The organism is Yersinia aleksiciae (assembly GCF_001047675.1).
Lineage (GTDB): Bacteria > Pseudomonadota > Gammaproteobacteria > Enterobacterales > Enterobacteriaceae > Yersinia > Yersinia aleksiciae.
In genome coordinates this window covers 3,727,718-3,740,458 of record NZ_CP011975.1, presented here as the reverse complement: position 1 = coordinate 3,740,458, position 12,741 = coordinate 3,727,718, and the positions used below count along the sequence as shown (strand labels likewise).

Here is a 12,741-nt window from a genome sequence, read left to right as displayed (position 1 = left end):
CCTTGTCACCAACTGCCACTCTACGTATATGCAGCCTGCTTTATTCTTGTATAATCGCCCTTTCCCTTTTTGACGATTGCATCTATTACTTTGACCAATAACCGACTTGAATGGCAGTCACTGCTGCCGAACACAACGCCATATGAAGCGTTATTCGCTACTGCCTCCCAATTGGAGCCTGTTCCTTTTGCCGTCATTCAGCCCCGGTTAGAAAATGGCATGACGCTATTCTGTCATCCACAATCTCAACCGCGTTTCATGCTGATCAAAGCCCAAGAGAGCACTGAGTATCTGGCATTACTTGCACAGGCGATTAAAGAGCTGCAACCTGAGGCTTCAGCCCTGTTTGGTGGCGATTATCTGATACAGGGCCACCAAGTTACCTGGCAGCCAGCACAGCGTGGTGACGAGCTGTTTGCGGCACAATCACGCTGCCTCTATCAGGAGTGGGTCGAGCCAGAGCAACTGTTTGGCTGTGTTAGATGGCATAAAGATCAAATTAGTCTGCAACCTGGCTTGATTCATCAGGCTAACGGCGGTGTATTGATCCTGTCAGTTCGGGCATTACAGGCTCAACCACTAATGTGGCTGCGCCTGAAACAGATGATTGCCCAACAGCGCTTCGATTGGCTGTCCCCTGATGAAACCCGCCCATTACCGGTACATATTCCTTCCATGCCGTTGGATCTGCGCCTAATTCTGGTTGGCGACCGTCTGGGTCTGGGCGATTTCCATGATATGGAACCTGAACTGGGTGATTTGGCTATTTACGGTGAGTTCGAAGTAGAACTGCCGCTGGTCGATATTGATGGCATGACCTTATGGTGCGGCTATATTAATGCGCTATTGCAGCAAAAACAGCTGCCCGCCTTATCTGCCGACGCCTGGCCCGTGCTTTTCCGCCAAGCTGTGCGCTACAGCGGTGACCAAGGCAGCCTGCCACTGTGTCCGCAATGGCTAACCCACCAGCTCGCTGAAGCTGCGCTGTATGCCGAAGGGAGCACTATTACTGCTAACGCACTGGAAGTTGCGCTGAATGCTCGCGATTGGCGACATAGCTACCTTGCCGAGCGGATGCAGGATGAGATAGAGCTAGGCCAAATTCTGGTGGATACCGAAGGACAAGTTGTCGGCCAGATCAACGGCCTATCGGTGTTAGAATACCCAGGCCATCCTTATGCCTTCGGTGAACCGGCGCGTATCAGCTGTGTTGTTCACTTAGGTGATGGCGAGTTTGTTGATGTTGAACGAAAAGCTGAACTGGGTGGCAATATTCATGCTAAAGGCATGATGATCATGCAGGCATTCTTGCATTCAGAACTGGATCTCGATCAGCCGCTACCTTTCTCCGCTTCCATTGTTTTTGAGCAATCTTACGGTGAAGTGGATGGCGACAGTGCATCACTCGCTGAACTTTGTGCGCTGATCAGTGCACTTTCGCAGCAGCCAATCAACCAACAAATTGCCGTGACAGGTTCTGTTGACCAATTTGGTAATGTGCAGCCTATTGGCGGCGTGAATGAAAAGATCGAAGGTTTCTTCGAAGCCTGCCAGCGCCGTGGGCTAACGGGCACTCAGGGGGTCATTTTACCCTCCACCAACGTCCGTCATTTATGCCTTAATCAGGCGGTGATTGAAGCTGTGCAAAATGGTCAATTCCATCTGTGGGCAGTTGATACGGTAGCTGAAGCATTACCGATATTAACGGGCGTGGTTTATGCCGATGAGCAACAACCGAGTCTGTTGGGTATAATTCAAGAGCGAATCTCGCAGGTAAATCCGCTGGACAGACGTCGTTGGCCGTGGCCGTTACGTTGGCTGAACTGGTTCAACCAGGGCTGATCGGACTTGCTCAGCGTACAGCTGTACGCTATTCTGCGCACTTCACTAAAATAAGGCTTACTGAGAACATGGTAGATAAACGCGAATCCTATACAAAAGAAGACCTTGAAGCATCAGGCCGTGGCGAACTGTTTGGCGCTGGCGGGCCACCATTGCCAGCAGGCAATATGTTAATGATGGACCGTGTCGTCAAAATGACAGAAGACGGCGGCACCTATGGCAAAGGTTATGTGGAAGCGGAACTGGATATCAATCCGGACCTATGGTTCTTCGGTTGCCACTTTATCGGTGACCCAGTAATGCCTGGTTGCCTGGGCCTTGATGCCATGTGGCAGCTGGTTGGTTTCTATCTTGGCTGGTTAGGCGGCGAAGGGAAAGGTCGTGCTCTGGGTGTGGGTGAAGTTAAATTCACCGGCCAGGTGCTGCCTGATGCCAAAAAAGTGACGTATCGCATTAATTTTAAACGTATTATTATGCGTAAATTAATCATGGGCGTTGCGGATGGTGAAGTATTAGTTGATGGCAAAGTGATTTATACCGCCACCGACTTGAAAGTGGGTTTGTTTAAAGATACCAACGCTTTCTAGTATTTTACTCGCAGTCCGAGTGTGGGGGACCGTAAAATCCCCCGCACGGTTATGATGATGACTCACTATTTTGATGCCCAAAGGCATTTTTTTTACCTCAGTGACTACAATAAATGTAGTTACTGAATGGCCTCTTGATTTTCAGCTCATGGCCAGCCCAATCCACCCTAGCCAAGTGAGCGTGGTATGCAAAGAACCCGTTTTGAAGACATGCCCTGTCCAGTGGCCCGCTCTCTTGAGCGAGTAGGTGAGTGGTGGAGCATATTAATCATTCGTGATGCCTTTCAAGGACTAACGCGATTTGATGAATTTCAGCAAAGTTTACAGCTCTCACCGACCATCCTCACTCGACGCTTAAAATATCTGGTGGAGAGCGGCATCTTTGAGAAGCGGCTCTATAACCCTCGCCCTGCTCGCTATGAGTATTTACTGACCGAGCGTGGCAACGATTTTTTTCCCGTCATTGCGGCCCTGTTTCACTGGGGTAATCAGCATTTTGCGCCAGAAGGCCCCGCAGTGGTCCTTGTGGATCGCCGCACTGGCACACCTGTAGAGCCCATATTACTCAACAAACACACCGGGCAACCTATCCGTACGCAAGATGTCACTCTTACGGCAGGCTCCGTCAGGAGCGATATAATTAATCAACGGTTGGCACTTATGCATGGTAAGCAGACTAGTGATACCAGGCAGCTCCCCCACTCAATTGAGCTTCAAAAGGAAAAATGATGAATACGCGCCGTGTAGTAATTACAGGAATGGGTGTGGTTTCCCCATTAGGCTGTGGTATCGAAACTGTTTGGCAACGTCTGCTGGCTGGGCAATCGGGCATTCGAGTGCTGCCTGATGAGATTGTCGGCGATTTGCCGGCCAAAATTGGTGGACAAGTCCCCACTCTCGCGGCTGACCCTGAAGCAGGTTTCGATCCTGATAAAGCTGTCGCACCCAAAGATCAAAAGAAAATGGATCGCTTCATTGAGTTTGCCATGGCCGCTGCGGATGAAGCTATTGCCCATGCGAATTGGCAAGCAGATGACGCAGAGAAACAGGACCGTACCGCCACTGTCATTGGCTCAGGTATTGGCGGCTTTCCAGCCATCGCCCATGCCGTGCGCACAACCGACAGTCGTGGACCAAAGCGGCTATCCCCTTTCACTGTACCTTCATTTTTGGTGAATCTGGCCGCAGGTCACGTCTCGATTAAGCATCACTTCAAAGGTCCGATTGGCGCACCTGTCACTGCCTGTGCTGCAGGTGTGCAAGCTATCGGTGATGCTGTACGGATGATTCGCAATGATGAAGCTGATGTTGCTCTGTGTGGTGGCGCGGAAGCCGCGATTGATAAAGTCAGTCTGGCTGGCTTTGCCGCAGCACGCGCATTATCAACCGGCTCAAATGATGCCCCTGAAAAAGCCTCCCGTCCTTTTGATAGTGCACGCGATGGTTTTGTGATGGGCGAAGGGGCTGGTTTGTTGGTTATCGAGGAGTTGGAGCATGCATTGGCTCGTGGTGCGCAACCTTTGGCTGAGATTGTCGGCTATGGTACCAGTGCCGATGCTTACCACATGACTTCTGGCGCTGAAGATGGTGACGGCGCTTACCGAGCGATGAAGATTGCTTTGCGTCAGGCAGGGATCTTACCCGCGCAGGTTCAGCATCTGAATGCGCACGCAACCTCAACACCGGTAGGCGATCTTGGCGAAATCAACGCCATTAAGCACCTGTTTGGTGAGGGCGATACGCTAGCGGTAACATCCACCAAATCGGCTACAGGCCATTTGCTGGGGGCCGCTGGCGGGCTAGAAACCATTTTCACCGTGCTGGCATTACGTGATCAAATCGTGCCTGCGACCCTGAACCTGGAAAATCTGGACCCTGCAGCCAAAGGACTGAATATCGTGGCGGGTAAAGCGCTGCCACATGAGATGACCTATGCGCTTTCAAATGGTTTTGGTTTTGGCGGAGTTAACGCCAGTATCTTACTGAAACGCTGGGTGGGATAACCGAGTTACGAAGCAGCCAACAACGCTGCATCGTCAAATACGAAGGGTAATTAACAACCTCCGCAATATGCGCATAAAGCGGAGGTTATTCCTTAGTCTGACAGAGAGCCGCTTAAGCGGTCACAGCCCTGTCCTCCATGGCTTGTCGCCAACCTCCTAACCAATGTGATCTAGCGTCTAAAGCTTGATAGGGACAAATTTCCCTCGAACGCCCTGAAATACCTGCCTGATACCCACGTGACAACGCCCTTTCCAGGCGATCTCTTTTCTGTCTCTTCATGCCTCGTTTCCCTCATCTTTCGGTCTGGTGGAAAGAAAACAGTGACCACTTTATGTGCAATCACAGTTAAGTGATAGTCCTTAAGAAACAGAAAAGCAATGCGCAAAATTCACGCCAATGTCACATTTGTGAGCTATGCACGCAGAATACGCTAAGTGCTTGATTTAGGGTGGCTGGAGGTAATGGATTGATATTTAATGAAAATCCTCTTTCATGGCAATTTTATTATTATCAATGAAAGAGGATTAGATTATGTTAGAACAAAATATTACTTAACTCGCTGCAACTGAGCGGCAATCGCCCCAGCTTCTTGCTGCCAGCCCGCAGCCAAGGTGCGGACCAGGGCATCATAACCATCTTCGCTCTGTTTCAGCTCCAAATCGAATGGCTGCTTAATCAGTTGCCCCTGATGTTTCAGTATCCAGACGCCACGGATAATGGCTCGGCCATCATAGCGCCCGTGGAAGCCAGTGACGGTCACATTGAGGACATCCTGATCACTATCCAGCGGCTGGGAGGAAACCAACCAACCCGGCAACGCATTACTCAGATTGGTGACCAAGGTTTGCTGCAACTGCTGATCCAGCGGACTGGCCCAGAGGTTGTTGGTCGCAATCACATATTGCACATCGTTGGTTTGATAGACCACTCCCGTCGCAGCGAGATAATCAGCGACCCCAACATGTTCAATCCACAGTTGCCTTGATGCCACGCTACTACTGGCTGTAGCAGGTGCACTCATTGCCGGTAACTGATAGTAAGTTTTGCTGGGTTCGCTGCTGCAAGCGCTGAGTAACAGCGCGGCGATAACTGCCATCCATTTCATCATTTTTTGGCCTTCTTAGGCTGAGGATCCTGACTTCCTGCCGCTTCAAATACCAGCGCGTTGCTCTTCTCGTTCAACGTCCGTAATACTGGCTGCAATTCACGTAACACCTGATCTAACCGCTGCATATCGCCAACCATTTTATTGTAGGCTGGTGAACCTGGTTGGAAACCTTTCATGCTGCGATTCAACTCGTTCAAGGTTTTTTGCAGATCTTTTGGCAGATCCTTCATCGCTGGACTGGCCGTAATTGCTGTCAGCGACTCTAGCGTTTTCTGCGTCTCACGCATGGTTTTCTGACTCTCAACCAGCGTTTTCGTGACTTCATTCACCATAGGGTCCAGCGGCAGATTGTTGATCTTATCCAGCGTTTGCATCACTTTTTGCTGCATTTGTGCTAAACCGCCACTGACCGTAGGCAGCAATGGATAACCCGCCACTTCCAGCGGCCCTTTCCAGGGTTTGGCGTCCGGGTAGAAGTCCAGATCAATAAACAGTGCGCCGGTCAATAAGTTGCCTGACTTCAATGATGCCCGCAGACCGCGCTCTTTGGCGGTTTTCAGTATCTGTTCAAAGTTAGCATCTGGGCCTAAATCATTGCGGAAACGACCTGGCTCAATGCGAATAAGCACCGGAATGCGGAAATCATTATCCACACGCTGCTTCATCCCATCAGCGAAGAACGGGACATCCGCCACAGTACCCACACGGATACCTCGGAACTCTACTGGTGCGCCCGATTGTAAACCACGGACTGAATCGGAGAAGAACAACAAGAAGTCTTCATGCTCCGTGTACAGTGAGTTTTGGATGCTGCTGCGGTTATCAAACAACTTGAACTCAGGCTTATCTGCCGTAATAGGCTTGCCCAGCTCTACACCATCAGGCACATCGAAGCTCACGCCGCCGCTGAACAAGGTTGCCAGCGATGCCATTTCGACTCGCATCCCCTGTGAGGAGAGATCTACAGCTACGCCACTATCTTTCCAGAAGCGGACATTGGTGGTGACTAGGCTGTCATAAGGCGCGCCAATAAATAACTGATAACGCATCAAGCGTGATTTAGTGTCGAAAGTACTGGTTTCTACCGAGCCAACTCGATAACCACGGAACAGCACGGGATCGCCAGCATTCAACTGCCCGGCTTGTTCGCTGTCCAGTGTGATGCGCAGACCTTTGGCATCAGGTGAGGCCAGCGGCGGGGAGTCAAGTAATGTGAATGGGTTTAATGACTTACCTTTGCTGCCGGGTTGCAGCTCAATGTAGGCACCGGAAAGCAGCGTTCCGAGGCCAGACACACCCTCACGGCCAATCTGCGGCTTGACCACCCAAAACACGGTATCGCCGTGCAACAAGGTGTTCATACCTGAATTCAACCGCGCCTGCACAATAACATGGTTGAGATCTTCACTTAGCGTGACCTGCTCAACGATGCCGACGTCCACACTGCGGCTCTTTATTTTTGTTTTACCCGCTTCGATACCCTCAGCATTCAGTGTGGTCATGACCACCTGTGGCCCCTGATGGCTAAAATGATAAAACAGTATCCATGCGCCAATCAGCGCAGTGACAATCGGGATGATCCACACAGGGGACCACCGCTTGATTTTTTCAATTTCCGCCACATTCTGGCTGGGATTATTGTCCGTCACCTTGCGGCTCCTTTTGGGTTGTGTCACTTATCCGATCCCAGGTCAAACGCGGATCGAACGTTAATGCAGCAAACATGGTTAGGACCACTACCATTGCGAACAGTAGCGCCCCAATCGCCGGGTAGATACTCATCAGTTGTCCGATACGGACTAATGACGAGAGTACTGCAATAACAAAGACGTCGATCATTGACCAGCGGCCAACAAACTCAACGATTTCATAAATAAAATGCATCCGTTCGGTATCCGTCTTGCCCTTACCTTTCGCATCCCAGCACAACCAACCGATCGCCAACATTTTTAATGATGGCACCATAATACTGGCAATAAAAATCACTAACGCCACAGGATACGAACCTTCACTCCACAGAAAAATCACCCCGGACATGATGGTGGAACCCATCTGGTTCCCCAAACTTTCAGTGATCATGATCGGCAGCAGATTGGCAGGGATATAGAGCAGGATCGAAGTGATGAGCAGTGCCATGGTCCACTGCAAACTGTTGCGACGGCGGACGTAACCGTGCGTATGGCAACGGGGGCATTGCACCTGAGATTGCGGCAAAATGGCCGTACAACAGGAGCAGGAGCGAAGCCCTTGGCGCAAACCGGTACGGCCCGCAATCAATGGATGGGGTAACGCAGGTGCTGGCGCAATATCCTGCCACATCCAATGGCGGTCAATGCATTGGAAAGCGCGCACTTGTAACAAGCAGAATAGGCAATAGGGAATAAAACTGCTGCCGATGCCGATTTCGCCATAGGCCATCAGTTTGACAAAACTCACCAGTACACCGGCGAGGAAAATCTCCACCATGCACCAGGTTTTAAATTGGAATAGCGCTTTTGCTATCAATGCCTTCCAGCGACTGGGCATGCGAACTCGCAAGCAAAGCAGAATAATCGCCACCATACAGAAAGCAGGGATCAACTGCACCAGCACCATAAATAGCGTTGCCATGCTGGCATAGTTATCCGCCAACATCACTTTGGGTATTTGGATCAGAGTGATTTCGCTGGTAATCCCCGCGACGCGCATTTTAACGAAGGGGAACATGTTTGCCAGCAACAGCATAAATAATGCGCTGATGGCATAGCCAACCGGGCGTTTACGTGGCTCATCCCACCGCGCGGTCAGTGTAGTCTTACAGCGCGGACATACCGCTTTGGTGCCATAAGGCAGGGAGGGTAAGGCCACTGACATGTCGCACTGCCGGCACAGGATCACATTCCCTGACTGCCCGGAGTGCTCGCCGTGCTCAGGCTGAATAATAGAACACAATATCTCATTCCTTACGGCTATATATGCCCTTCATCGTTGAAGGGCATAGCTGAACACCGATCTATCAAAAGGCGTAATATAACAATAGACACAATATCATTATAAAGTGGGCTATTGCGTTACCTGATAGAACAGTGATTATGCGTTTTTAGCCATTTTTCTGAGCTTCCAGCTCTTCCCAACGACTAAACGCGACTTCTAACGCCTGTTCGGTATCGGCTAATGCTTTCAAGACCTGTTGGGTCTCTTCATGCGGACGGGAGAAGAAATCTGCATGACTGACCTGAGCCTGTAAGCCACTGATCTCATTTTCCAGTTTTTCTAGCTGCTGCGGTAACTGATCCAGCTCGCGCTGCAAATTATAGCTCAGCTTACCTGGGCGCTTGGCCGCCGGTGCATTGCTTTTTACCGGTGCAACAGCTTTGGTTTCTTCCACCTTACTGGCCACCTGACGGATAGGTTTTGCCTCAGCACGCTGCTGGTGAGCATCATAATAACCGCCCACAAAGCTGCTTATTTGACCATTCCCTTCAAAAATCCAGCATTCCGTCACTGAGTTATCAACGAATTGACGGTCATGGCTCACCAGTAACACTGTGCCCTGATAGCTATCAACCATCTCTTCCAACAGCTCCAGTGTTTCCACATCCAAGTCGTTGGTCGGTTCATCGAGGATCAGCAAGTTACTTGGCTTAAGGAATAATTTAGCCAATAACAGGCGGTTACGCTCACCACCAGACAGGGCTTTCACCGGTGTCATGGCGCGTTTCGGGTGGAACAGGAAGTCTTGTAGATAACCCAACACATGACGTGAACGGCCATTGACCATCACTTCTTGCTTACCTTCAGCCAGGTTATCCATCACCGTGCGCTCTGGATCAAGCTCTGCACGGTGCTGATCAAAATAGGCCACTTCCAGTTTGGTTCCACAATGCACTTTGCCGCTGTCCGCTTTAAGCTGACCGAGCATCAGTTTCAGCAAGGTGGTTTTACCGCAACCGTTCGGGCCGACCAGTGCAATTTTGTCGCCACGCTGTACTTGCGCGGTGAAATCTTTCACCAATACTTTGCCATCAACTTGATAATTGACGTTTTCCAGATCAAAGACGATTTTGCCTGAGCGCACCGTCTCTTCCACTTGCATCTTGGCGGTACCCATCACTTCACGGCGCGCTGAGCGCTCCATCCGCAATGCTTTCAAGGCGCGAACACGGCCCTCATTACGGGTGCGTCGCGCTTTGATACCTTGGCGAATCCACACCTCTTCTTGCGCCAGTTTGCGGTCAAACTCAGCATTTTGCAGCTCTTCAACCCGCAGTGCTTCTTCTTTGCTAGCAAGATACAGCTCATAGTTACCCGGCCATGACACCAATTTACCGCGATCAAGATCGACAATGCGCGTTGCCATTGCACGGATAAAGGAGCGGTCATGGGAGATAAATACGATGCTGCCCTGAAAATCTTTCAGGAAACCTTCCAGCCAGTTGATGGTTTCAATGTCTAAATGGTTGGTCGGTTCATCCAGCAGCAGCACTTTTGGTGAGCTCACCAGTGCGCGACCTAATGCTGCTTTACGCAACCAACCACCCGACAGTGAAGACAATTCAGCATCGGCCGAAAGCCCCAACTGGACCAGCACTTCCTGAATGCGGCTATCTAACTGCCACAAGCCCTGATGGTCAAGGATTTCCTGTAAGGCGGCTAAACGATTCAGATTCTTCTCGCTTGGGTCAAGCTCTACGTCATGCAGCGTGGCATGATAAGCCTTCAGGTGTTCTGCTTGCTCTTGCACACCTTCCGCCACAAAATCAAACACAGTACCCGCCACATTGCGCGGAGGATCTTGTTGCAGACGCGCCACAATCAAATCCTGCTCATAAATGATACGGCCATCATCCAACGGAACTTCTTTGCTCAGAATTTTCAATAAGGTGGATTTACCCGCGCCATTGCGGCCCACCAGACAAACGCGCTCGTTTGCCTCAATATGCAATTCAGTATTATCTAATAAAGGCGCATCGCTGAACGACAGCCAGGCACCGGACATGCTAATTAACGACATAGTTTTTACTTTTCCTCGCGGCGGTGAGTCACCAGCCAGCAGTTGTGAATTTGACGATTACGGGCAAAATCTTCGGATTGCGTCTGCGCGGTTATCTCTTTCGCTTCCAACCCCAAGGCTTCGATCCCGGCCAAATCCATCTGGAAACCGCGCTTATTGTTAGAGAACATGATTGTCCCCTGACGGCGCAGTAATCGTTTAAGTTCTTTCATCAGCACCAAATGATCGCGCTGAACATCAAAGGTGGTCTCCATACGCTTGGAGTTGGAGAACGTCGGTGGATCGATGAAGATCACATCGAATTGCTCATCGGTATTACTCAGCCAAGAGAGACAATCGGCTTGAATCAAACGGTGCTGCTGGCCGGTTAAGCCATTCGCCCGCAGATTCTTCTCGGCCCACTCCAGATAGGTACGCGACATATCTACCGTGGTGGTACTACGCGCGCCACCCAGACCCGCATGGACGCTTGCCGTGCCGGTATAGGCAAACAGGTTCAGGAAATCTTTGCCCTGACTCATTTTGCCCAGCATCTGGCGAGCGATGCGGTGATCAAGGAACAGACCCGTATCGAGGTAATCGGTCAGGTTAACCCATAGCTTGGCGTTATACTCACTTACCAGCAGGAACTCACCTTTTTGTGCCAATTTCTCGTATTGATTTTTGCCCTTCTGCCGTTCACGGGTTTTTAGCACCAGCTGATTTGATGGCAAATCCAACACAGCGAGCGTGGCATTAATCACATCAAACAGGCGCTGGCGAGCTTTTTGGGCATCAATGGTTTTCGGCGGCGCATACTCCTGCACCACAACTTTGCTGCCATAGCGATCGACAGCCACGTTGTAATCGGGCAAATCGGCATCATACAGACGGTAGCATTCGATACCTTGCTGTTTGGCCCACTTGTCCAGTTTTTTCACGTTCTTACGCAGGCGGTTGGCATAATCTTCCGCTACCTGTAAACCACCAGCACCCTGCGGGTTAGCCGCTAATTGGTAGTTTTTCTGCACGCAATCGAGCGGGCCATTTTTGGCTTTAAATTCGCGATCTGCGCGTAATTGCAAACAGCTCAGCAGTTCTGGCGAAGCACTGAACAGTGACAAGCGCCAACCACCGAATGCGGTTTTCATGATGCGACCGAGCATATTATGCAGCGCAATCAATGCCGGCTCGCTTTCCAGACGCTCACCGTAAGGCGGGTTACTGATAACCGTGCCCACAGGCCCTTCTGGCAATGGATTCACCAGCTTACTGACGTCGTTGGCATTAAAAGTAATCAGCTCTGATACCCCAGCACGGCGGGCGTTGGCCCGTGCCATCTCAATCACCCGACGATCAATATCGGAACCGAAGAAGCGGGAGGTCGTCTCTTGCAAACCGGTGCGCGCACGAACTTGCGCTTCGGTGGTCAATTCACGCCAGAGATCTTCGTTAAACGCGCTCCAGCCGGTGAACCCCCAATGTGACCGATGCAGACCCGGTGCACGATCAGAGGCCATCATCGCGGCTTCAATCAGCAACGTACCTGAACCACACATTGGGTCGACCATCGGTGTGCCCGGCTGCCAGCCAGAACGCTGAATAATTGCTGCGGCCAGATTCTCTTTCAGCGGAGCCTGACCGGTTAGATCACGATAGCCACGTTGATGCAGACCTTCACCACTGAGATCAAGTGCCACACTCGCCATATCACGTTGCAGGAAAACATTGACGCGGATATCCGGTTGTTGCTTGGCCACTGTCGGGCGCTGATCCAGCTTGCGGGTAAAGCTATCCACAATGGCATCTTTGACTTTGAGCGCACCGTACTGACTGTTGCGGATTTCGTCATTCACGCCGCTAAAGTGCACGGCAAAGGTCTTATCCACACCAAAAATTGACGGCCAATCAATCGCCTGCACGCCAAGGTACAGGTCTAAATCACTGTAAACTTTAAATTCGTTGAGCGGTAATAGGATGCGCGAAGCCAGTCGGCTCCACAGCAAGCTTTGGTACATGAGTCGATCGTCGCCCTGAAAATGTACCCCACCCTGTACTATTTTACAGTCGTGAGCGCCCAACGCTTCGAGTTCGCTTTTTAACAGTTCTTCCAGTCCACGCGCCGTGCTGGCAAACAGAGAGTTCATATCGCACTATCACCAAAAAGAAAATTGTTGCGCATTATAGCTAATCCCAGCAGCTTGTCATAAAGTTGCTCCTTCTAAATT

General features: G+C 50.8%; 10 protein-coding genes. 4 read left to right on the top strand and 6 right to left on the bottom strand.

All coding sequences use genetic code 11. The annotated features are described in order from the left end of the window. Nucleotides 1-90 precede the first annotated feature (90 nt). The 4 genes from ACZ76_RS16700 to fabF all read left to right on the top strand — a co-directional run bounded on the left by ACZ76_RS16700 (nt 91) and on the right by fabF (nt 4,432). Entirely contained in the window at nt 91-1,842 is a 1,752-nt protein-coding gene (locus ACZ76_RS16700) for an AAA family ATPase (protein ID WP_048619917.1), read from the top strand. 68 nt (nt 1,843-1,910) lie between these two features. Beyond that, a complete protein-coding gene (gene fabA, locus ACZ76_RS16695; protein WP_005160035.1) occupies nt 1,911-2,429 on the top strand; it encodes a bifunctional 3-hydroxydecanoyl-ACP dehydratase/trans-2-decenoyl-ACP isomerase in 519 nt (172 codons plus the stop codon). 186 nt (nt 2,430-2,615) lie between these two features. Continuing rightward, nucleotides 2,616-3,158, top strand: a complete 543-nt coding sequence (locus ACZ76_RS16690; protein WP_048619916.1) for a winged helix-turn-helix transcriptional regulator — start codon at nt 2,616-2,618, stop codon at nt 3,156-3,158. After that, nucleotides 3,158-4,432 (top strand): beta-ketoacyl-ACP synthase II, encoded by a 1,275-nt coding sequence (gene fabF / locus ACZ76_RS16685; protein ID WP_048619915.1) that lies wholly within the window; start codon nt 3,158-3,160, stop codon nt 4,430-4,432. Before ACZ76_RS16690 ends, fabF begins: the two co-directional genes overlap by 1 nt. A 112-nt stretch (nt 4,433-4,544) precedes the next feature. Here fabF and rmf read toward each other — a convergent pair whose 3' ends face one another. The 6 genes from rmf to rlmKL form a co-directional block, all read right to left on the bottom strand. Beyond that, complete coding sequence (rmf, locus tag ACZ76_RS18625; protein ID WP_005170911.1) at nt 4,545-4,712, bottom strand: ribosome modulation factor; 168 nt, start codon at nt 4,710-4,712, stop codon at nt 4,545-4,547. A gap of 268 nt (nt 4,713-4,980) precedes the next feature. Next, complete coding sequence (pqiC, locus tag ACZ76_RS16680; protein ID WP_048619914.1) at nt 4,981-5,541, bottom strand: membrane integrity-associated transporter subunit PqiC; 561 nt, start codon at nt 5,539-5,541, stop codon at nt 4,981-4,983. After that, on the bottom strand, nt 5,538-7,190 hold the full coding sequence (gene pqiB, locus ACZ76_RS16675) for an intermembrane transport protein PqiB (RefSeq protein ID WP_048619913.1): 1,653 nt from the start codon (nt 7,188-7,190) through the stop codon (nt 5,538-5,540). Before pqiB ends, pqiC begins: the two co-directional genes overlap by 4 nt. Then, nucleotides 7,177-8,394: a membrane integrity-associated transporter subunit PqiA gene (gene pqiA / locus ACZ76_RS16670; protein ID WP_048619912.1), complete on the bottom strand. Its 1,218-nt coding sequence runs from the start codon at nt 8,392-8,394 to the stop codon at nt 7,177-7,179. Before pqiA ends, pqiB begins: the two co-directional genes overlap by 14 nt. Nucleotides 8,395-8,620: 226 nt before the next feature. Continuing rightward, nucleotides 8,621-10,534 carry an ABC transporter ATP-binding protein gene (locus ACZ76_RS16665; RefSeq protein ID WP_048619911.1) on the bottom strand — a complete coding sequence of 638 codons (1,914 nt, stop codon included), beginning with the start codon at nt 10,532-10,534 and terminating at the stop codon, nt 8,621-8,623. A 5-nt stretch (nt 10,535-10,539) separates the two neighbouring features. Continuing rightward, on the bottom strand, nt 10,540-12,660 hold the full coding sequence (gene rlmKL / locus ACZ76_RS16660; protein WP_048619910.1) for a bifunctional 23S rRNA (guanine(2069)-N(7))-methyltransferase RlmK/23S rRNA (guanine(2445)-N(2))-methyltransferase RlmL: 2,121 nt from the start codon (nt 12,658-12,660) through the stop codon (nt 10,540-10,542). Between the last annotated feature and the right edge of the window lie 81 nt (nt 12,661-12,741).

Excerpts from the sequence above, each read along its gene's own strand:
- fabA (WP_005160035.1), top strand. The coding sequence starts at position 1,911 with ATGGTAGATAAACGCGAATCCTATACAAAAGAAGACCTTGAAGCATCA.
- ACZ76_RS16690 (WP_048619916.1), top strand. The coding sequence starts at position 2,616 with ATGCAAAGAACCCGTTTTGAAGACATGCCCTGTCCAGTGGCCCGCTCT.
- fabF (WP_048619915.1), top strand. The coding sequence starts at position 3,158 with ATGAATACGCGCCGTGTAGTAATTACAGGAATGGGTGTGGTTTCCCCA.
- rmf (WP_005170911.1), bottom strand. The coding sequence starts at position 4,712 with ATGAAGAGACAGAAAAGAGATCGCCTGGAAAGGGCGTTGTCACGTGGG.
- pqiC (WP_048619914.1), bottom strand. The coding sequence starts at position 5,541 with ATGATGAAATGGATGGCAGTTATCGCCGCGCTGTTACTCAGCGCTTGC.
- pqiA (WP_048619912.1), bottom strand. The coding sequence starts at position 8,394 with ATGTCAGTGGCCTTACCCTCCCTGCCTTATGGCACCAAAGCGGTATGT.
- ACZ76_RS16665 (WP_048619911.1), bottom strand. The coding sequence starts at position 10,534 with ATGTCGTTAATTAGCATGTCCGGTGCCTGGCTGTCGTTCAGCGATGCG.
- rlmKL (WP_048619910.1), bottom strand. The coding sequence starts at position 12,660 with ATGAACTCTCTGTTTGCCAGCACGGCGCGTGGACTGGAAGAACTGTTA.